Annotated in this window: 19 protein-coding genes and 1 riboswitch; of the genes, 15 read left to right on the top strand and 4 right to left on the bottom strand. The window is 60.2% G+C overall.

Going from position 1 to position 20,416, the window contains the following annotated elements:
• The first annotated feature begins 12 nt into the window (after positions 1-12).
• Both V8359_RS07175 and V8359_RS07170 read left to right on the top strand, forming a co-directional pair.
• On the top strand, positions 13-687 hold the full coding sequence (locus tag V8359_RS07175; protein WP_336428086.1) for a flagellar hook capping FlgD N-terminal domain-containing protein: 675 nt from the start codon (positions 13-15) through the stop codon (positions 685-687).
• Between the two features lie 168 nt (positions 688-855).
• Positions 856-1,059 (top strand): hypothetical protein, encoded by a 204-nt coding sequence (locus V8359_RS07170; RefSeq protein ID WP_336428085.1) that lies wholly within the window; start codon positions 856-858, stop codon positions 1,057-1,059.
• An 85-nt stretch (positions 1,060-1,144) separates the two neighbouring features.
• Here V8359_RS07170 and ubiB read toward each other — a convergent pair whose 3' ends face one another.
• The 3 genes from ubiB to V8359_RS07155 all read right to left on the bottom strand — a co-directional run bounded on the left by ubiB (position 1,145) and on the right by V8359_RS07155 (position 4,350).
• Entirely contained in the window at positions 1,145-2,680 is a 1,536-nt protein-coding gene (gene ubiB, locus V8359_RS07165; protein WP_336428084.1) for a 2-polyprenylphenol 6-hydroxylase, read from the bottom strand.
• A gap of 3 nt (positions 2,681-2,683) precedes the next feature.
• Positions 2,684-3,427 carry a bifunctional demethylmenaquinone methyltransferase/2-methoxy-6-polyprenyl-1,4-benzoquinol methylase UbiE gene (gene ubiE, locus V8359_RS07160; protein WP_336428083.1) on the bottom strand — a complete coding sequence of 248 codons (744 nt, stop codon included), beginning with the start codon at positions 3,425-3,427 and terminating at the stop codon, positions 2,684-2,686.
• Between the two features lie 68 nt (positions 3,428-3,495).
• Positions 3,496-4,350 (bottom strand): alpha/beta hydrolase, encoded by an 855-nt coding sequence (locus V8359_RS07155; protein WP_336428082.1) that lies wholly within the window; start codon positions 4,348-4,350, stop codon positions 3,496-3,498.
• Positions 4,351-4,492: 142 nt separating this feature from the next.
• Here V8359_RS07155 and mutM point away from each other — a divergent pair, with 142 nt between their 5' ends.
• The 10 genes from mutM (at position 4,493) to gltX (ending at position 17,248) form a co-directional block, all read left to right on the top strand.
• A complete protein-coding gene (mutM, locus tag V8359_RS07150) occupies positions 4,493-5,344 on the top strand; it encodes a bifunctional DNA-formamidopyrimidine glycosylase/DNA-(apurinic or apyrimidinic site) lyase (RefSeq protein ID WP_336428081.1) in 852 nt (283 codons plus the stop codon).
• 65 nt (positions 5,345-5,409) lie between these two features.
• Positions 5,410-6,186 (top strand): enoyl-CoA hydratase, encoded by a 777-nt coding sequence (locus V8359_RS07145; RefSeq protein WP_336428080.1) that lies wholly within the window; start codon positions 5,410-5,412, stop codon positions 6,184-6,186.
• A 314-nt stretch (positions 6,187-6,500) separates the two neighbouring features.
• A complete protein-coding gene (gene rpsT / locus V8359_RS07140) occupies positions 6,501-6,764 on the top strand; it encodes a 30S ribosomal protein S20 (protein WP_336428079.1) in 264 nt (87 codons plus the stop codon).
• Positions 6,765-7,244: 480 nt separating this feature from the next.
• Positions 7,245-8,618 (top strand): chromosomal replication initiator protein DnaA, encoded by a 1,374-nt coding sequence (dnaA, locus tag V8359_RS07135; RefSeq protein WP_336428078.1) that lies wholly within the window; start codon positions 7,245-7,247, stop codon positions 8,616-8,618.
• Between the two features lie 133 nt (positions 8,619-8,751).
• Positions 8,752-9,870 (top strand): DNA polymerase III subunit beta, encoded by a 1,119-nt coding sequence (gene dnaN / locus V8359_RS07130; protein WP_336428077.1) that lies wholly within the window; start codon positions 8,752-8,754, stop codon positions 9,868-9,870.
• Positions 9,871-9,914: 44 nt separating this feature from the next.
• Positions 9,915-11,024, top strand: coding sequence for a DNA replication/repair protein RecF (gene recF, locus V8359_RS07125; RefSeq protein WP_336428076.1), 1,110 nt, complete (start codon positions 9,915-9,917; stop codon positions 11,022-11,024).
• A gap of 95 nt (positions 11,025-11,119) precedes the next feature.
• A complete protein-coding gene (gene gyrB, locus V8359_RS07120) occupies positions 11,120-13,537 on the top strand; it encodes a DNA topoisomerase (ATP-hydrolyzing) subunit B (RefSeq protein WP_336428075.1) in 2,418 nt (805 codons plus the stop codon).
• A gap of 188 nt (positions 13,538-13,725) precedes the next feature.
• Entirely contained in the window at positions 13,726-14,013 is a 288-nt protein-coding gene (gene groES, locus V8359_RS07115; protein ID WP_336428074.1) for a co-chaperone GroES, read from the top strand.
• A gap of 66 nt (positions 14,014-14,079) precedes the next feature.
• Entirely contained in the window at positions 14,080-15,726 is a 1,647-nt protein-coding gene (groL, locus tag V8359_RS07110; RefSeq protein ID WP_336428073.1) for a chaperonin GroEL, read from the top strand.
• A gap of 196 nt (positions 15,727-15,922) precedes the next feature.
• Complete coding sequence (gene gltX, locus V8359_RS07105; RefSeq protein WP_336428072.1) at positions 15,923-17,248, top strand: glutamate--tRNA ligase; 1,326 nt, start codon at positions 15,923-15,925, stop codon at positions 17,246-17,248.
• A 54-nt stretch (positions 17,249-17,302) separates the two neighbouring features.
• Here the strand turns inward: gltX and V8359_RS07100 are convergent, their stop codons facing one another.
• Positions 17,303-17,878, bottom strand: a complete 576-nt coding sequence (locus V8359_RS07100) for a gamma-glutamylcyclotransferase family protein (RefSeq protein ID WP_336428071.1) — start codon at positions 17,876-17,878, stop codon at positions 17,303-17,305.
• Positions 17,879-17,966: 88 nt separating this feature from the next.
• Between V8359_RS07100 and V8359_RS07095 the strand changes: the two genes are divergently transcribed.
• The 3 genes from V8359_RS07095 to gcvH all read left to right on the top strand — a co-directional run bounded on the left by V8359_RS07095 (position 17,967) and on the right by gcvH (position 20,301).
• Entirely contained in the window at positions 17,967-18,449 is a 483-nt protein-coding gene (locus tag V8359_RS07095; RefSeq protein ID WP_336428070.1) for an RrF2 family transcriptional regulator, read from the top strand.
• A 99-nt stretch (positions 18,450-18,548) separates the two neighbouring features.
• Positions 18,549-18,636: riboswitch (glycine riboswitch) on the top strand.
• 160 nt (positions 18,637-18,796) lie between these two features.
• Positions 18,797-19,921, top strand: a complete 1,125-nt coding sequence (gcvT, locus tag V8359_RS07090; RefSeq protein ID WP_336428600.1) for a glycine cleavage system aminomethyltransferase GcvT — start codon at positions 18,797-18,799, stop codon at positions 19,919-19,921.
• 20 nt (positions 19,922-19,941) lie between these two features.
• Positions 19,942-20,301, top strand: coding sequence for a glycine cleavage system protein GcvH (gene gcvH, locus V8359_RS07085; protein ID WP_336428069.1), 360 nt, complete (start codon positions 19,942-19,944; stop codon positions 20,299-20,301).
• Positions 20,302-20,416 lie beyond the last annotated feature (115 nt).

Raw genomic sequence — 20,416 nt, 5'->3', positions numbered from 1 at the left:
AAAGGAAAGAACATGGACGTAACACAGACACAGACACCCGCCGCAGCCGCCTCAGGCGGCGCAGCCACCGCGACCTCGGGCTCGGGTGCGCCGGCGCTTAGCTCGGATTTTGAGACCTTTCTCAGGATGCTGACCGTTCAGATGCAGAATCAAGACCCTCTGAACCCGGTCGAATCCTCGGATTTCGCGGTTCAGTTGGCGCAATTCTCCTCCGTTGAGCAGCAAGTCCGCACCAATGATATCCTAAGCTCTTTGGGTGACAGGCTGGGGGCTCTGGGCATGGGGCAGCTTCTTGGCTGGGTGGGAATGACCGCGCGGGCGGAAATGCCGGTTGTCTTCGATGGCGCCCCGGTCCCCGTCAACCTGAGCACCGAGCCGGGCGCGACCGAGGCCCGGCTTGTCGTGCGTGACCAGAACGGAGCCACGGTTCAGACGCTTCAGGTTCCGCTTGAGGGAGGTGAGTTCGATTGGGCAGGCGTGGGCGACAACGGCGCCCCCCTGCCAAACGGCACTTACACCCTCGCGACCGAATCATATTCGGGTGAGTCATTGCTTGCCTCGACCCCGGTCATTCAGTCGGCTGAAATCCTCGAGGCCCGGAATACATCCGGCGGCACCCGACTCGTTTTGGACAATGGTCAGGAAATCAAGGCTGATGAAGTGATTTCTTTGCGTAACTCTGTATGAAACCGCTGCAAGAATGCGACAGTTTTGCCCGTCGAACAGATTTTACCAGCTGCGGCTCGCTTGAAAGCCAAGATAGAAATAAAAATGGTTTTTTTCGCAAGCAGGCTATGTAATATTCATAAGCGAGCGTGGGTGACCACGCGCCAGAAACTGGTTTGGAGAAAAGTTATGAAAAAATTTGCAACTCTTGCAGCTGCTACCGCGATTGCCGCGGCCGCCGCTGCGCCCGTCGCAGCTCAGGATGCCAACACGAGCGCGGACCCCTTCGTTTCGACGCAAGGTGGGTTCAACCCGTCGCCCGGCCTGATCGCAGCAGGTATCGCGATCGGTGTTATCGCGATCGCATCCATCGACTCGAGCGACGACACCTGATCTTCAGGATCACGAGTGATTTAGAGAAAGGCGGCCTCAGGGCCGCCTTTTTCATTTGGTGCCCCAATGCGCCGCGATCTCACCCTCAGACGAGCCATGATACAAGCAAGGCAATCGCTGCACCGGCCCCTGCGCCCACGCCCCCGGCCAGGACTATATCCCGGCGCTTGCGGCGTGGCGGGGTTGGCGCGGGCTCGGCGCTCTGGCGAACCAACGCGGCCTCCACCATCTGCGGCAGGCGTGGACCGAACCGTGCGATCACCTGCGCCGTGCGGCCAAGGTGCTTGGCCACCGCCTTCGGCCCGATCGACGCCCGGATGTAATCCTCGACCACCGGCTTTGCCACCTGCCAGATGTTGATCTGCGGGTTGAGCGACCGGGCCACGCCCTCGACCACGACCATCGTGCGCTGTAACAGGATCAGCTCGGTGCGCGTCTCCATCCCGAACCGCTCCGTTACTTCGAAAAGATAGCTGAGCAGGCTGCCCATCGAAATCCGGCTTGCGTCCATGCCGAAGATCGGCTCGCCCACGGCGCGCAGCGCACGAGCGAATTCGTCGACATCACGGTCTGCCGGCACATACCCGGCTTCGAAATGCACCTCGGCCACCCGGCGGTAATCACGCTTGATGAACCCATAAAGGATCTCGGCATAGACTTGGCGCGTGTATTCGTCGATATGCCCCATGATCCCGAAATCATAGGCCACGATGTCCCCGTTCGGCGCGACCTTGAGGTTGCCCTGATGCATGTCGGCATGGAAATACCCGTCGCGCAGCGCATGGCTGAGGAAAAGCTGCAAGACCCGCTCGCCCAGCGCGGCACGATCATGCCCTGCCGCATCGAGCGCCGCATTATCACCCAGCGGCGTGCCATCCACCCAACCCATCGTCATCACCCGGCGGCTCGACAAATGCCACTTTACATCCGGTAGGCCGAACCCCTCATCCCCTTCGGTATTCGCGGCGAATTCCGATGCCGACGCCGCCTCAAGCCTCAAGTCAAGCTCGCCCATCACCACGCCCTCGAAATGCGCGATCACGTCCGTGGGTCTGAGCCTGCGGGACGCGGGCGACAGGAATTCGACCATCTTGGCCGCGAAATAGAAGGCGTCGATATCCTTGCGGAACGCCCGCTCGATACCGGGACGAAGCACCTTGACGGCCACGTCGTCGCCCGTGTCGCGAAGCCGCGCCTTGTGCACCTGCGCGATCGACGCTGCCGCGACGGGCGCGCTGAAATCATCGAACATCGCGTCCACCGGCGCGCTGAGCTCACTTTCGATACTGTCTTTGGCGGTCTCCACATCAAAGGGCGGCAGTTTGTCCTGTAACACCCGCAACTCGGTGGCGAGGTCGTCGCCCACAAGGTCGGGCCGCGTGCTAAGGATCTGGCCGAACTTGATATAGGCCGGACCCAGCGCCGAGAGCGCCCGCACCGCCGGTGGCGCGCCCGGATCGCCGCGATAGCCCAGCCATTGAAACGGCCAGGCCAGAAACCTGAGCGTGCCGCGCACCAATGGCGGCGCATCCATCGCCTCCATGATCAGGCCCATCGCGCCGGTGCGCTCCATCGTGGCACCCGTGCGCACGAGACGCAGAATATTGTGCGGTCCCCGCATGCTTCAGATTTTCCAGCCGGAATAAAGACAGGCGATACCCATGGTCAGGTTGCGGTATTTCGCGTTTTCGAACCCGGCATCGCGGATCATCCCGAGAAACGTAGCCTGATCCGGGAACTGCCGGATCGATTCGACAAGGTATTGATAACTGTCGCGATCTCCGGCGATGGCCTGCCCCATGCGCGGTATGATGTTGAAAGAATAAAGGTCATAGGCCTTCTGCATCAGGTCGTTGGGAATCTGGCTGAACTCCAGCACCATAAGCCGCCCGCCGGGTTTCAGAACGCGAAAGGCTTCGCGAAGCGCCGCGTCGGGGCGGGTAACATTCCGAATCCCGAAGCTGATCGTATAGACGTCAAAGGTGGCATCGTCGAACGGAAGGGCCATCGCATCGCCCACCACCCAGTCAAGGCTCTCGGCCATCTGTGCGGCTTCGGCGCGCTTGCGGCCCTCCATCAGCATCGGTTCGGTCAGGTCCAAAACGGTGGCATGGCCCCGGCCCGCCCGCCTGAGAAACCGGAACGAAATATCGCCAGTGCCGCCCGCCACATCCAGAAGACGCTGGCCCGCACGCGGCGAGAGCCAGTCCATCATCGCATCTTTCCAGACCCGGTGAATGCCCATGCTCATCGCGTCGTTCATGACGTCGTATTTCGACGCGACCGACCCGAACACGCCTTTGACGCGGCCGGCCTTCTCGTCTTCGGGAACAGTTTCGAACCCGAAATGCGTGGTTTTCTCGCTCATGGGTCTTGCCCTGTGATGTTTCGCCCCTTCCTTATATGGTGCCGGGGGGCGGTGACAATGCGACGTTATTACGGGCGCGGCAGCCCGTCGAGCCACATCCACGCGTCGGCCGCAATCTGTGGGCCGACCTGATAAAGCCAATGCGTGTGACCGGGAATCAGCATCAACTCGGTGTCATGACCCATCGTGGCGAGTGTCTTTGCCGTCGTTCGTGCATTCTCGACCGCAAAGATATGGTCCTTTGTCCCGAGATAGAGCCTGAATGGCTTGGCCGTCATTGGTGGTCGCATGATCTTGGTCGGCGCGTATCCGGCGTGCAGAACAGCAGCGGACCACGGCCCCTCGACCCGATTGAGAAGATATTGCCCGTAAACGGCCCCCGCCGAATGTCCGAAAAGATAGACCCGGTTGCGATCAATCCCGTGTGCCTCCGCCATCCTGTCGACGACCATGGCGAGAAAAGGGGCGTCGGCCTCGCTGAATGACCATTCGTTCCCGATGCCGTCCGGTGCCAGAAGCGCCACACCTTCCCGCGCGGCGACATCTTTCCACATCTCGACAAGGGATAGACCGTCGCGCCCGGATCCGTGCAGCAAGATCACCAAAGGCATGTCAGACCGACCTTCGGGGACAACTTCGTACCAAACACGTTTGTGCAACCCGTTCCACCCTGTGTGCCGACTGGCCAGATCACGCGTGGCCTGCGAGGGGGCAAATTCGTAGGTCGAGAGCTGGCGGATGCGGAAATCATGGCGGCTACGCTCGAGAAATTGCCCCGGCTCCGGTGTCGTCTTCGCGCTTGCCATCGCAGTCGCGCCACCGCCGTCTGGCTGCTGGGCCTGCCATTCGTATGCCGCGCCGATCACGGCCAAAGCGACCAAAGTGATCCCGACCGTCATCAGTCCCAATCTTACCAGTGTCATCGCAAACCCCCTGTTCAATTAGACGGCCTCAGCGGTCCGTGACAGAAGCGGCCTCACTGAGGCAGTAGGCCGACGAAAATTGGGCATTTAGCAACGACTGCGCGCGTTATATACGCCAGTATCCGCCACACGAGGATCCACCATGCCCGAATTGCCCGAGGTCGAAACCGTCCGCCGTGGATTGGCCCCCGTTATGGAGGGGGCGATCATCGCCCGCGCCGAAGTGAATCGCCCGGATCTGCGCTGGCCGTTTCCGCGTGACATGGGTGCGCGGCTCGCCCGCCAAACGGTCTTGGGGCTGCGGCGGCGATCCAAGTATATCCTCGCTGATCTCGCCTCGGACGAGACATTGCTCATCCATTTGGGCATGTCCGGGCGAATGCTCGTGTCCGGCGATCCACTCGGTGTGTTCGCCCATGATCACCCCGCCCCCGAGAAGCATGACCACGTTGTGCTGCACATGGATAACGGGGCCCGTATCACGTTCAACGATCCGCGTCGATTTGGCGCGATGGATCTCATGCCCACGTCCGAGGCCGCGACGCACCCGCTTCTGGCCCGTCTCGGACCCGAGCCGCTGGGCAACCAATTCAATGAAGAGTATCTCGTCACAGCACTCAAGGGCCGGACCATGCCGGTCAAATCGGCTCTCCTTGATCAGCGAATCGTGGCTGGGCTGGGCAACATATATGTCTGCGAGGCTCTTTTTCGCGCAGGTATTTCGCCCCGGCGCCGGGTAAACCGGATCGCCGCGCGGCGGATTGCCTTGCTCGTTCCGATTGTTCGCGACGTGCTTCGCGATGCCATCGCCGCAGGCGGCTCATCCTTGCGCGATTTCCGGCAAGCTGATGGAGAATTAGGATATTTTCAGCACCGCTTCGATGTCTATGACCGCGAGGGGCTTGCCTGTCGCGCGCCCGGATGCACGGCGAAAGTGGCACGGATTGTGCAATCGGGGCGATCATCGTTCTTCTGTCCGCAGTGTCAAAGATAGGTTGAACAGCGCCCGATCAGTGCTATGAACGCGGTCCAGACAGGAACAAGCGAAAGCGAAAATCCATGGCCTATGAGACGATCATCGTCGAAGTAGAAGACCACGTCGCCCTTATCACCCTGAACCGCCCCGATGCCCTGAATGCGCTGAATGATCAGTTGCTGGGCGAGGTGGTGAAGGCGCTTGATGAGGCGCAGAAAAATGACAAGGTGCGCTGCATCGTGATCACCGGCTCGGAAAAGGCATTCGCCGCCGGGGCCGATATCAAGATGATGAGCCAGATGGGCTTTGTCGAGGCGTTCGGAAGCGATATCTTTGGTCCCGAGGCCGAAGGAATCACCCGTATCCGCAAACCTATCATAGCCGCCGTATCGGGCTATGCGCTGGGCGGCGGGTGCGAACTGGCTATGATGTGCGATTTCATCATTTGCTCGGACACTGCGAAGTTCGGCCAACCCGAGATCAATCTCGGTGTCATGGCGGGCATGGGCGGATCACAGCGTCTGACCCGTTTCATCGGCAAGGCCAAGTCGATGGACATGAACCTCACGGGTCGTTTCATGGATGCCGACGAGGCCGAGCGCGCAGGACTCGTGAGCCGCGTGGTGCCCGCCAAGAAGCTGATGGAGGAAACCATGTCGGCGGCGAACAAGATCGCCGAGAAGTCGATGATTTCCGTCATGGCGGTCAAGGAGTCCGTGAACCGCTCCTACGAGGTGCCGCTGCGTGAGGGCCTGCTCTTTGAGCGGCGTGTGTTCCAGTCGCTCTTCGCGACCGAGGATCAGAAGGAAGGCATGGCCGCTTTTGCCGAAAAGCGCGAGGCGCAGTTCCGCGACAAGTGAAGCATCCGCGTGATCCAGCTGAATTTGATGCCCGCCCGTCCCCGACGCGGCGGGCATTTTCGTTGGCGCAGCGCCCCGCATAGGGTTAACGCAACGTCCCGACGCACCGACGTGATACTGACGTGAATGCCGACGTGTATGCCGACGTGCCGATTGGGGCTTTGCTTTCGGGGCGAAAGTCGCTATATGCCGCGACCATACATGCGCGTGCGGCCCGCTCCGGCCAGAATCACACCGGCATTCGGACTGCCGGATCGGGTTGACCCTCGTGCTAAGACATATGCAATAGAACCCGATATAAAGGTCTGAAAATCATGGCAAATACGCCCCAGTCCAAGAAGCGCGCCCGCCAAAACGAGAAGCGTTTCGCCGTCAACAAGGCGCGCCGCTCGCGCATCCGCACCTATCTTCGCAAGGTCGAAGAGGCCATCGCCTCGGGCGACAAGGACGCCGCAGCCGCCGCTCTCCGCGCCGCCCAGCCCGAACTCATGCGCGGCGTCACCAAAGGCGTTTTCCACAAGAACACAGCATCGCGGAAAATCTCGCGCCTGTCGTCCCGCGTGAAGGCGCTGGGCTGAGTTTATTCGGCTAAAGCATTGATCGTAAAAGGCGCCTTTCGGGGCGCCTTTTTCGTGGCCGCAAAGGCCGAAGGATTCTTTTCACGCATTCTCCGAGTCAAGCGTGAAGTTAAGTTGCCGCCTTGCCCGAGAGATTGCTAACTTGGACCTGCGATTCACGCTTGGGGGGACAGGCTGATTCCAAATCTGACCGCGAAGCACGGCTTCTGACAGGTCTTGATTGGAACGCAAATCTTGGGGGATTTGCGGCATGTCCGAAAAGGCGCAAATCTGTGTTCCAGAGGCACATGGCTAGGGGACAGCCATCGCCTTGAAATTGGGTATGTAAGGAATGTGGCTTCCCTTTTATCGGGGCATGTTTCCTGTTGCCGGATGTCTGGTCATCGCACGGTTTGCAATAGCGTCTGGATCGCGTCGGGAGTCCCGGCGCGAGGTGCGTCGGGTTTAATGAAACATGACGAAACCGTGGACCGAAAGATAATGAAAAATGACGACTGGGGTCAGCTAAAGCAGGAACTCAAACAGACTATCGGTAGTAACAACTTCACCACTTGGATTGCTCCGCTTGAGCCGGTTGGCGTGGAAGATGGCGTTATGTCCTTCGCCGTGCCCACAAGCTTTTTCGGGTCTTATGTCTCGCAGACATTCGGAGATCAGCTTCTCTATCAAATCAAGACCATCGATCCTTCGGTCCGCCGCGTGAACTTTACCGTTCCGCAAAAGCCGCTTACCGCCAATGGCGGTGCGACCACGTCCGGCCCGACCCCGAAGCGTGAAGCGACGCCCGGATATCAGGGGTCGTCCGAGAGCCGAATTCCGACAGCGCCGCTCGATCCGCGGTTCAAGTTCGATACATTTGTCGTCGGAAAGCCCAACGAGCTTGCCCATGCAGCGGCCAAGCGGGTGGCCGAAGGCGGCCCTGTGACGTTCAATCCGCTGTTTCTTTATGGCGGCGTCGGCCTTGGTAAGACCCACCTCATGCACGCCATCGCTTGGGAGTTGAAGGACCAGAAGCCCAGTCTGAATGTCGTTTACCTTTCGGCGGAACAGTTCATGTACCGCTTTGTTCAGGCCCTGCGTGAACGCAAGATGATGGACTTCAAGGAGATGTTCCGCTCGGTCGATGTTCTCATGGTCGATGACGTCCAGTTCATCGCCGGCAAGGACAGCACGCAAGAGGAGTTTTTCCATACGTTCAATGCTTTGGTGGATCAGCGCAAGCAGATCATCATATCGGCGGACAGTGCCCCGGGTGAGATCGAGAACCTCGAAGAGCGTATTCGCTCACGTCTTCAGTGCGGTCTCGTGGTGGATTTGCACCCCACCAACTATGAACTTCGCCTTGGGATTCTTCAGTCCAAGGTCGAGTATTACCGCGACCAGTATCCTGATCTGGTGCTACAGGACGGCGTGCTTGAATTCCTCGCGCATCGCATCACCAAGAATGTTCGGGTGCTCGAAGGCGCGCTGACACGGCTTTTTGCCTTCGCCTCGCTGGTGGGACAGGAAATTTCGCTCGAACTGACTCAGGATTGCCTTGCCGACGTGCTGCGCGCCTCCGAGCGTCAGGTCACGATCGAAGAGATTCAACGCCAGGTATCGGATCACTACAATATTCGCCTGAGCGACCTTGTCGGGCCCAAGCGCCTCCGCGTCTATGCGCGTCCGCGTCAGGTGGCCATGTTCCTGTGCAAGCAGATGACGAGCCGCTCTCTTCCGGAAATCGGTCGCCGCTTTGGCGGGCGCGACCATACCACGGTGATGCATGGCGTGCGCCGGATCGAGGAACTGTGCCGGAACGATGTCCAGATTGCCGAAGATGTCGAGCTTCTGCGCCGCACACTGGAAGAATAACACGCGTCTGCCGAGCGGCACTTGACGGTTTTCGCGATACGTCTCAAAACATGATAAATGAGTTGAGCGGAGGGGCAAAGGTGATACCTTGCCCCTCCCGGCGTCACAGGACGCCTTCTGAGGGAGCAAGAACATGAAGTTCAGCATCGAACGCGGCACGCTGCTCAAGGCGGTATCCCAGGCGCAATCCGTGGTCGAGCGGCGGAACACGATTCCGATCCTTGCCAATGTGCTGATCGAGGCCGAAGGCGACACGGTGCAGTTCCGTGCCACCGACCTTGATATCGAGGTGGTCGACAAGGCGAACGCCACGGTCGAGCGCGCGGGCGCCACGACCGTTTCGGCGGTCACGCTGCACGAGATCGTGCGCAAGCTTCCCGATGGCGCGCTGGTCACGCTTACCGACGATAGCGCGGCAGGGCGTCTTGCGGTCGAGGCGGGCCGGTCGAGCTTCAACCTCGCCACGCTTCCCAAGGAAGATTTCCCGGTCATGGCGAGTTCGGAATACGCATCGAACTTCTCGGCCAAGGCACCCGAGCTTCGCCGCCTGTTCGACAAGTCCAAATTCGCGATTTCGACCGAAGAGACACGCTATTACCTCAACGGTGTTTACATGCACGTCTCCGAGGCGGATGGCGGCAAGGTTCTGCGCTGTGTGGCGACGGACGGCCATCGCCTTGCCCGGATCGATGCGGACCTGCCTGATGGAGCCGCCGAGATGCCGGGCGTGATCGTGCCGCGCAAAACGGTGGGTGAGCTTCGTAAGCTGCTTGAGGATGACGACGCCAGCATCGCGGTGTCGGTCAGCGAGACGAAAATACGTTTCGCCACGCCCGAGATCACGCTCACGTCCAAGGTGATCGACGGAACGTTCCCCGATTACACCCGCGTCATTCCGCAGGGCAATACCCGGCGTCTCGAGGTGGATGCCGCCGAATTCGCCAAGGCCGTGGACCGCGTCGCGACCGTCAGTTCCGAACGTTCGCGGGCGGTCAAGCTGGCGCTGGACGAAGACCGGCTGATCCTGTCCGTGAATGCGCCCGACAGTGGTGCCGCCGAAGAAGAACTGGCCGTGGCCTATGGCGATGAACGGCTCGAGATCGGCTTCAACGCGAAATACCTTCTTGAAATCGCTAGTCAGGTGGATCGTGAGAACGCTGTCTTCCTGTTCAACTCCTCAGGCGATCCGACCCTGATGCGCGAAGGGAACGACACGACGGCGGTCTATGTCGTCATGCCGATGCGCGTTTGAAAACGCCGGTCGCCGTATGTTGCCTGCAAAATGAAGAGTCATGAATGGCCGGTCTCTGGCTGTCTTCCCTGACCCTGTCGCATTTCCGGTCTCACAAGGGGTCGGCACTTCGCTTTGATGAGCGCCCGGTCGCGATCTTCGGGCCCAACGGGGCGGGCAAGACCAACTTGATAGAGGCCGTTTCGATGTTGTCCCCCGGTCGGGGCCTGAGGCGGGCGGCGGCACAAGACATGACCCGTCGGCCCGAAGCTCTGGGCTGGAAGGTGACGGCGGTCCTGCATTCACTGCATCAAGTGCACGAGATTGAAATCACCTCGGAGGAAGGCGCGGCACGGCGCACCAAGATTGATGGCAAGCCAGCGGCGCAGGTGGCTCTGGGGCGGATTGCGCGCCTGTTGTGGCTAGTGCCGTCGATGGACCGCCTCTGGATTGAGGGGGCCGAGGGGCGGCGGCGCTTTCTCGACCGGATGACGATGAGCTTCATCCCCGAGCATGCCGATCTTGCGATCGCCTATGAGAAGGCCATGCGCGAGCGCAACCGCTTGCTCAAGGATCAGGTGCGTGACGGGCATTGGTATGTCGCACTCGAAAGGCAGATGGCCGAGACGGGCGTGGCGCTTCACGATAACCGTTTTCGCGTGCTTGACCGGATCGCGACGGCACAGGCGGGGGCGGCAACGGCCTTTCCGGTGGCCGAACTCGAACTGACCACGACCGAGGGCGCGATGCCCGCGACGTCAAGCGATTTCCGTGATGCCCTTTCCGAAAGCCGCTTTCGCGATCTGGCCGCCGGGCGCACATTGGTGGGCCCCCACCGGGCGGATATGCGCGGTGTCTATGCCGCCAAAGGCGTCCCTGCCGAAGATTGTTCCACGGGCGAGCAGAAGGCGCTCCTTGTGTCTCTCATCCTCGCCAATGCGCGCGCGCTTCGCGATGATTTCGGCGCACCCCCCATTCTTCTTCTGGATGAGGTGGCGGCCCATCTGGATGCGTCACGGCGCGCGGCGCTCTATGACGAGGTCTGCGCCCTCGGAGCGCAGGCATGGATGACAGGCACCGGACCCGAGCTTTTTGCCGAACTGGAAGACCGCGCTCAGCGGGTCTCGCTGAGCGATGTGGACGGGATCACGAAACTTGATGAAAAACAGGCTTGAATTGCCATTTGATCGGCGGAAAATAGTCGCCGCCGGCGCGTGACATTCCCCTGTGAAACCCTTAAAAACGAGCGAAACGAACAAGGATTTCAAAGATGTCCGAGGCAGCAGCCGCGCGCGATGAATATGGCGCAGATTCCATCAAGGTTCTCAAGGGCTTGGAGGCCGTTCGCAAACGGCCCGGCATGTATATCGGTGACACCGATGATGGCTCGGGCCTCCACCACATGGTCTATGAGGTGGTGGATAACGGTATCGACGAGGCGCTGGCCGGTCATGCGGACCGCGTGAGGGTTGTGATCCACAAGGATTCCAGCGTTTCAGTCAGCGACAATGGCCGGGGTGTTCCGGTCGAGATCCACGAGGAGGAAGGCGTTAGCGCCGCCGAGGTCATCATGACCCAGCTACACGCCGGCGGGAAATTCGACAGCAACTCCTACAAGGTTTCGGGCGGTCTGCACGGTGTGGGCGTTTCCGTGGTCAACGCGCTGAGTGAATGGCTCGAACTGCGGATCTGGCGCAACGGCAAGGAGCATGTCGCCCGGTTCGAAAAAGGGGAGACCGTCAAGCACCTCGAGGTGGTGGGCGACGCCAACGGCAAGAAGGGCACTGAGGTGCGCTTTCTTGCGTCGACCGAGACATTTTCGAACCTTGACTTCAACTACGAAACGCTTGAGCGGCGACTGAGAGAGCTGGCTTTTCTCAATTCCGGCGTGCGTATCCTTCTGCGTGACGAGCGCCCCGAAGAGCCGCTTGAGACCGAGTTGCACTATGAGGGCGGGGTCAAGGAGTTCGTCAAGTATCTTGATCGCCACAAGAGCGCGATGATCGATGAGCCGATCTTCATCACCGGAGAGCGCGACGACATCGGCGTCGAGGTCGCGATGTGGTGGAACGACAGCTACCACGAGACGGTGCTGCCCTTTACCAACAACATCCCGCAGCGCGACGGAGGGGCCCATATGGCCGGCTTCCGTGGTGCGCTCACCCGGACGATCAACGCCTATGCCCAGTCGAGCGGCATCGCGAAGCGCGAAAAGATCAACTTTACCGGGGACGACGCGCGCGAAGGGCTGACTTGTGTTCTATCGGTCAAGGTGCCCGATCCCAAGTTCAGCTCTCAGACCAAGGACAAGCTTGTAAGCTCCGAGGTGCGCCCCGCGGTCGAGGGCCTGATGAACGAGAAGCTTGCCGAGTGGTTTGAGGAAAACCCCAACGAAGCCAAGCAGATCGTGGGCAAGATCATCGAGGCGGCACTGGCCCGCGAAGCGGCCCGCAAAGCACGCGAGCTGACCCGTCGCAAGTCTGCGATGGATGTCAATTTCCTTGCTGGCAAGCTCAAGGACTGTTCGTCCAAAGACCCGACCAAGACCGAGCTTTTCATCGTTGAGGGCGACAGCGCCGGCGGCAGTGCGCAAACCGGACGTGACCGGGGCACGCAGGCCATTTTGCCGCTCAAGGGCAAAATCCTGAACGTGGAACGCGCAAGATTCGACAGAATGCTCGGCAGTCAGGAAATCGGCAATCTGGTGATGGCGCTTGGCACGGGGATCGGTCGGGACGAATTCGACATCTCCAAGCTGCGCTATCACAAGATCGTTCTGATGACCGATGCCGACGTGGACGGGGCGCATATTCGAACATTGCTTTTGACGTTCTTCTATCGGCAGATGCCCGAACTGATCGAAGGGGGCTATCTCTATATCGCACAGCCGCCGCTCTTCAAAGTGAGCCGGGGCAAGTCGGAGGTCTATCTCAAGGATCAGCCCTCGCTTGAGGACTATCTCATCGCGCAAGGGACCGAGGATGCGGTCCTGCGGCTTGGGTCGGGCGAAGAGATCATCGGGCGCGATCTGGTTCGCGTTGTCGAAGAGGCCCGGCAGGCCAAGCGGATCATCGAGGCGTTCCCGACGCATTATCCCCGCAACATCGTTGAACAGGCCGCAATCGCGGGTGCCTTCATGACGGGCCGCGCGGATAGCGATCTTCAGGGCGTGGCCGATGCGGTGGCCAAACGTCTGGACCTGATCGCCTTTGAATACGAACGCGGCTGGTCTGGGCGGATCACGCAGGATCACGGCATCCGTTTGACGCGTATGCTGCGCGGGGTCGAGGAGGTGCGAACCCTTGACGGCCCCATCCTGCGGGGCGGCGAGGCGCGGCGCATCGGACAACTGACCGAGGCGCTTCGGGATGTCTATGCGCTTCCTGCCACATTGATGCGCAAGGATCGCGGGCAGGCGATTTATGGACCGCTCGACCTTCTGGATGCGATCCTGAAAGAGGGTGAAAAGGGACTCGCGCTGCAACGCTACAAGGGGCTGGGCGAAATGAACCCGAATCAGCTTTGGGAAACCACGCTTGATCCCGATGCACGCACCCTTTTGCAGGTACGCGTGGATGACGTGGCCGAGGCCGATGACCTCTTTACCAAGTTGATGGGCGATGTGGTCGAGCCACGCCGTGACTTTATCCAGCAAAACGCGCTGAACGTTGAAAATCTCGATTTTTAAAGGATCCGGTGCGAACCTACCCTCCTTTCCAGACCGTTTGCAAAGTTGCGTTCTGAAAGTCGCTCAGAGTGGTTGACTTGGGACCGAGAACTCCCTAGCTATACGCCGTTAGCACTCGGGTTACCTGAGTGATAACGGCCCGCTTGACGGGCCATAGGGAGTAACTTTGAGCCTAAGGAGCCTCGGAGATGGCATTTAAACCGCTACATGACCGCGTACTCGTACGCCGCGTTGAAAGCGAAGAGAAAACTTCTGGCGGACTGATCATACCTGACAGCGCCAAGGAAAAACCGAGCGAAGGCGAAGTTGTCGCCTGTGGCGACGGCGCCCGCAAAGATAACGGCGAACGGATCGAGATGGCTGTGAAGGCCGGTGATCGTGTTCTGTTCGGCAAATGGTCGGGCACCGAGATCACGATCGACGGCGAAGAGCTTCTGATCATGAAAGAGAGCGACATCCTGGGCGTTCAAGCCTGATGACTCTCTGATGGGTGCGCTGCAACAGCGCATCAGATGAAACGTTAATTCAAAGGAAATCGAGATATGGCTGCAAAAGACGTCAAATTCGATACCGATGCCCGCAACAAGATGTTGAAGGGCGTGAACATCCTGGCCGACGCGGTCAAGGTGACGCTTGGCCCGAAAGGCCGTAATGTCGTTCTGGACAAATCCTTCGGTTCTCCGCGCATCACCAAAGACGGTGTGTCGGTTGCCAAGGAAATCGAACTGGAAGACAAGTTCGAGAACATGGGCGCGCAAATGGTGAAAGAAGTCGCCAGCCGCACCAATGACGAAGCAGGCGACGGCACCACCACCGCGACGGTTCTGGCTCAGGCCATCGTCAAGGAAGGCATGAAATCGGTTGCCGCCGGCATGAACCCGATGGACCTCAAGCGCGGCATCGACATGGCCACCACCAAAGTCGTCGAAGCGATCAAGGCCGCGGCGCGCGACGTGAGCGACAGCGCCGAAGTGGCACAGGTCGGCACGGTTTCGGCCAACGGCGAAGAAAGCATCGGCACGATGATCGCGGACGCGATGCAGAAGGTCGGCAACGAGGGTGTCATCACCGTCGAAGAAAACAAGGGCACCGAGACCGAAACCGATGTCGTCGAAGGCATGCAGTTCGATCGCGGCTACCTCTCGCCCTACTTTGTCACCAACTCCGACAAAATGATCGCTGATCTGGAAGACTGCCTGATCCTGCTTCACGAGAAGAAACTCTCGTCGCTGCAGCCGATGGTTCCGCTGCTTGAGCAAGTGATCCAGTCGCAAAAACCGCTGCTGATCATTGCCGAGGACGTCGAAGGCGAAGCACTGGCCACTCTCGTGGTCAACAAGCTGCGCGGCGGCCTGAAAATCGCGGCTGTCAAGGCACCCGGCTTCGGTGATCGCCGCAAGTCCATGCTGCAGGACATCGCGATTCTCACGGGCGGTCAGGTCATCTCCGAAGACCTTGGCATGAAGCTCGAGTCGGTCACCATGGACATGCTCGGTTCGGCCAAGAAGGTTTCGATCACCAAGGATGAGACCACCATCGTCGAAGGTGCCGGTGAGAAAGCCGAAATCGAAGCGCGCGTGACACAGATCCGTAACCAGATCGAGGAAACCACTAGCGATTACGACCGTGAGAAGCTGCAAGAGCGCGTGGCCAAGCTGGCCGGTGGTGTTGCTGTCATCCGCGTCGGCGGCATGTCCGAGGTCGAAGTGAAAGAGCGTAAGGACCGTGTCGATGACGCGCTGAACGCCACTCGCGCAGCCGTGCAGGAAGGGATCGTCGTCGGTGGCGGTGTTGCCCTCGTGCAGGCCGCGAAAAGCCTTGATGGTCTCACAGGTCAGAACAACGACCAGAACGTCGGCATCTCGATCGTTCGCAAGGCGCTCGAAGCGCCGCTGCGTCAGATCGCGGAGAACGCGGGCGTTGACGGATCGGTTGTCGCGGGCAAGATCCGCGAAAGCGAAGACCTCAAGTTCGGCTTCAACGCTCAGACCGAAGAATATGGCGACATGTTCAAATTCGGTGTGATCGACCCGGCGAAAGTCGTGCGTCACGCGCTGCAAGATGCCTCGTCTGTTGCTGCTCTGCTGATCACGACCGAAGCGATGGTCGCTGACAAGCCGCAGAAAGAAGGCGCCGGTGGCGGCGGCGGCGGCATGCCCGACATGGGCGGCATGGGCGGCATGATGTAAGCTCGATTTCGCCTTGGCGAAACCGAACTGAAAAAATCAAGGGTCGCCTTTGGGCGGCCCTTTTGCTTTGCGCGTCGCGCGGGTTGTCCGCCATTTGGGTTGGGTATTCGTGACCTGACCGACGCCACCCGACATCGCCTTTCTGGACAAAGCCGCGCGCCTGTGACAAAGCCGCCGCAACACTGGAGCATCTGTCATGACCGTAACCCGTTTCGCCCCGTCGCCCACTGGCTATATCCATGTGGGCAACTTGCGCACCGCCTTGATGAATTTTCTCATCGCCCGGAAAGAGAGCGGAACCTTCATTCTGCGGATCGACGATACCGATCCCGAGCGGTCGAAAGAGGAGTATGTCGATGCCATCAAGCAGGATCTGGAATGGCTTGGCCTGACTTGGGACAGGGTTGAGCGGCAATCGGCGCGGCTTGACCGCTATGCGGCGGCGGCGGACAAGCTTCGTGATATGGGCCGCTTCTACGAGGCGTTCGAAACGCCAACCGAACTGGATCTCAAGCGCAAGAAACAGCTCAACATGGGCAAGCCGCCGGTCTATGATCGTGCGGCCCTGAGCCTGAGCGAAGCCGAGCAGGAGGCCCTACGGGCCGAGCGGGGCGCAGGCGTCTGGCGGTTCAAACTCAATCAGGAACGGATCGAGTGGACGGACGGGATTCTGGGTGATGTCTCCATAGATGCCGCGAGCGTCAGTGACCCGGTTCTTATACGTGGCGACGGGCAGGTGCTTTATACACTCGCCTCAGTTGTTGACGATACCGAGATGGGCGTGACCCATGTCGTGCGCGGCTCGGACCACGTGACTAACACGGCAACGCAGATTCAGATCATCGAGGCGCTTGGCGGCAATGTCCCCCGCTTTGCGCATCATTCCCTTTTGACCGGGCCACAGGGCGAGTCGCTCTCGAAACGGCTGGGCACGCTCAGCTTGCGTGACCTGCGCGCCGCCGGGGTTGAGCCGATGGCCCTTCTGAGCCTGATGGCACGACTGGGGTCGGCCGATCCCATCGAACTGCGCAGCGAGATGGAGCAACTCATCGAAGGGTTCGACATTGAGCGCTTCGGCGCGGCGCCAACGAAGTTCGACAGCAACGATCTCTATCCCCTGACGGCGAGGCACCTGCAATCGCTGCCGTTCGAAGCGGTCGAGGAGCATGTTCGCGCAACTGGTGTGCCCGCCGATCTTGGTCCGCTTTTCTGGGAGGTCACGCGCGAGAATATCACGACACTGCGCGACCTTGAGGCATGGTGGCTTATGTGCCGCGATGGCGCGCAACCCGTGATCGAGGACGAGGATCGCGAGTTCGTGGCAGAAGCGATGGCACTGCTTCCCGAGGGGCCGTATGACAGGGACAGCTGGGGCAGTTGGACCACGGCGGTAAAAGACGCCACAGGCCGCAAGGGCCGCGCGCTTTTCATGCCTTTGCGCAAGGCACTTACCGGGCAGGCACACGGACCGGATATGAACAAGCTTCTGCCGCTTCTGCAAAATATCCGCGCAAAAGGCTGAACCGCTCGGCGCGCTATGCGCCGGAGCGCCTCACAAGAGCATTTCGCGACCTGCTCAGGGCAATCTGGACAGGGTCACGCCGAGATCGCGGAGATGCTGATCGACCAGTGCCACCTCATCACGGCTGACTGTCTGATGCCGTGGATAGCGGGGCGCGGGGCGGTCATCGATGATCGGTGCATCCCAGCCATCGGTCGTTTCGAAAAAGCGTGTGACACCGGCCTCACCGTATTCGTTGAAATAGCCCTGCACGACCACGTCGATATAGCTTAGCAGAACCGGCCCCTTGGCCTCAGATGTCTGCCGCAGGCTTTCGGGCACAGAGTAAACCGCGATGTCGGGTGCATGATCCAGAGCGTGCGCGACCTGATGTGATGCCGGCACGCGGTCATAGGCGCCTTCGCGTTCATCCAGCGCGGCCCAGTCATCGGCGGGCACTGCGGCGATCAATCCGTCGATCACGCTTGTTTCATCGGCGACAACCGTAAGGTAGGCCACGTCGCGCAACGACGTATGCCGCCAGACCCGACGCCAGCCACGAAGCTGAGCGCGATGGGCATCGCTGAAATGGTGTGTCTTTCGGTTCACGAGGCTGCCATACCCAAAGAAATAGGCGTGATGGGTCTGCATGGTCGGCGGTTTCCCTTGATCTGCGTCAATGTTGCCTTTGAGTAATGGCGGCATGATGCGCCAAGTGCAACCGAGAGGCCGATGGCGCATGCGTATTACGAAGCGGAGCAATATCGCGATGCGCATCTTGATGTTTTGCGCCGTGCGGGACGACCATGACAGGCTCGTTACCCGCGCCGAGGTGGCGTCGCGTTGCGAGGTCTCGCCAAGCCATCTTGCCCAGATCATCAACCGTTTGGCACAACTTGGGTATCTGGAAACCCAACGGGGCCGGGGCGGCGGGATTTGTCTGGGAATGGCGCCGCGCGACATCGTGATTGGCGACGTGTTTCGGGCGCTTGAGCCGATGTTTCCCGATACTGGATGCTTTGCGGATTCCGACGACACGTGTCCCTTGCATGACGCCTGTCGCCTGCGTCCGGCCTTGCGCGCCGCCGCAGATGCCTTTTATGGGCATCTGGATCAGATCACGCTTGATCGGTTGGTTTGCGACAATGATGCATTGGCGGGACTCTTTGGATTGCCGCGATGTACCGCTCGGGCGGAAAGCCGTAGCGCGGTGCCCGCCTAAAGCATTTCGGCCTTGCTCGGACTGCTTCGGGGATCGCTCCCTGAAGATGTTGCTCACACAATTTTCTTGTCGCGACTCGACACGTATACTAAAGCATACACTATCGGATCGGGAGAACCGGCAGTCGCCGGTGCCGAAGGAGCAACCGCCCCGGAAACTCTCAGGCCCAAAGGACCGCTCCGATACGACAGGACTCTGGAGAAACCTCACCAAAGGCGAGGGGCCGAAGGGATAGCGATCTCAGGCAAAAGGACAGAGGGGGCATCGTGGCGGTTTCCGATGAGGAAAGCGCGGAAACGGTGCCGTATCGATCCCGGATCGCCACGGCCACATGCTGGGAGGCCGCAATGAGCGATCTGCACACGACACCCCTCAATGCGCTGCACCGCGAATTGGGCGCCAAGATGGTGCCCTTTGCGGGATATGACATGCCTGTCCAATTCAAGCCCGGCGTGATGAAGGAACATCTGCATTGTCGGGCCGAGGCTGGGCTTTTCGATGTCAGCCATATGGGCCAGGTAATCGTGCGGCATGAGGGGGGCGTTGCTGCGGCTGCGCGCGCGATGGAGGCGCTGGTGCCGGTCAACGTGCTGGGGCTGGGAGAGATGCGGCAACGCTACGCCTTTTTCACCAATGACAACGGCGGGATCATGGACGATTTGATGATCGCCAATCGCGGTGATCACCTGTTCGTCGTGGTCAACGCGGCCTGCAAGGAACAGGACATCGCCCACATGCGCGCAAACCTCGCGGGCTGTGATGTCGAAGAGATCACCAACCGCGCGCTTCTTGCGTTGCAGGGGCCCAAGGCCGAGGACGTGCTTGAGACGCTGGTGCCGGGTGTGGTCGCGATGCGGTTCATGGATGTCGACATCACGCCGTCCGATTGGGGCGAACTCTGGATCTCGCGCTCGGGCTATACCGGTGAGGACGGCTATGAGATTTCGGTGCCCGCCGAGCGTGCCCGCGCACTGGCCGAAGTGCTGTTGGCGCATGACGCGGTCGCGCCTATCGGGCTGGGCGCGCGCGACAGTTTGCGGCTCGAGGCGGGGCTTTGCCTCTACGGGCATGACATTGATACGACAACAAGCCCGGTCGAGGCACGCCTCACATGGGCCATTCAGAAAGTGCGCCGTAACGGCGGAGATCGCGAGGGCGGTTTTCCGGGTGCCGGACGCATTCTGACGGAATTGCAGGACGGTGCCAGCCGTGCCCGAGTCGGGCTGCGCCCCGAAGGACGCGCGCCGATGCGCGAAGGCACCGAGCTTTTTGCCGAGGCCGAGGGCGGCACGCCCATCGGTCGCGTCACGTCAGGCGCGTTTGGTCCGACGATCGAGGCACCTATGTCCATGGGCTATGTGCCCACCAACCTGAGTGAGCCCGGAACCCGCCTTTTTGGCGAGGTGCGTGGCAAGCGGCAGCCGGTCGAGGTGACAGAGTTGCCGTTCACACCTGCCAATTTCAAACGCTGATCATCAAGGGAGACAGAGCAATGAAATACACCGAGGAACACGAGTGGCTGCGCGAAGAAGACGGGTTCATCGTGGTCGGCATCACCGAGCACGCGGCCGAGCAACTGGGGGATGTTGTGTTCGTGGAACTGCCCGATGAAGGCAAAGAGGTCAGCAAGGATGACGAGGTTGTGGTGATCGAAAGCGTCAAGGCGGCCTCTGACATCCTCGCCCCGATCGACGGTAAGATTGTCGAGGTCAACGAAGCGCTCGCCGATAATCCCGGCAAGGTGAACGAAGACCCTCTGGGGGATGCGTGGTTTTTCAAGATGAAAGCCGCGGACCCCTCCCAGATGGACGACATGATGGACGAAGCCGGATACAAGAAATTTGTCGGCTGAGTGCGTGCCCCTCCGATGTGGGCCGTTTTTTGGCCTCCGGCGGGGATATTTTGAGCAAGAAGAAAGCCGGAAGGGCGGCGGACTGCCCCCTTCTGCCCGATGAAAACGGAGACAG

Source organism: Roseovarius sp. E0-M6 (genome assembly GCF_037083845.1).
GTDB lineage: Bacteria > Pseudomonadota > Alphaproteobacteria > Rhodobacterales > Rhodobacteraceae > Roseovarius.
Note: the sequence above shows the minus strand (reverse complement) of the source record. Positions and strands in the feature narration are given on the sequence as shown.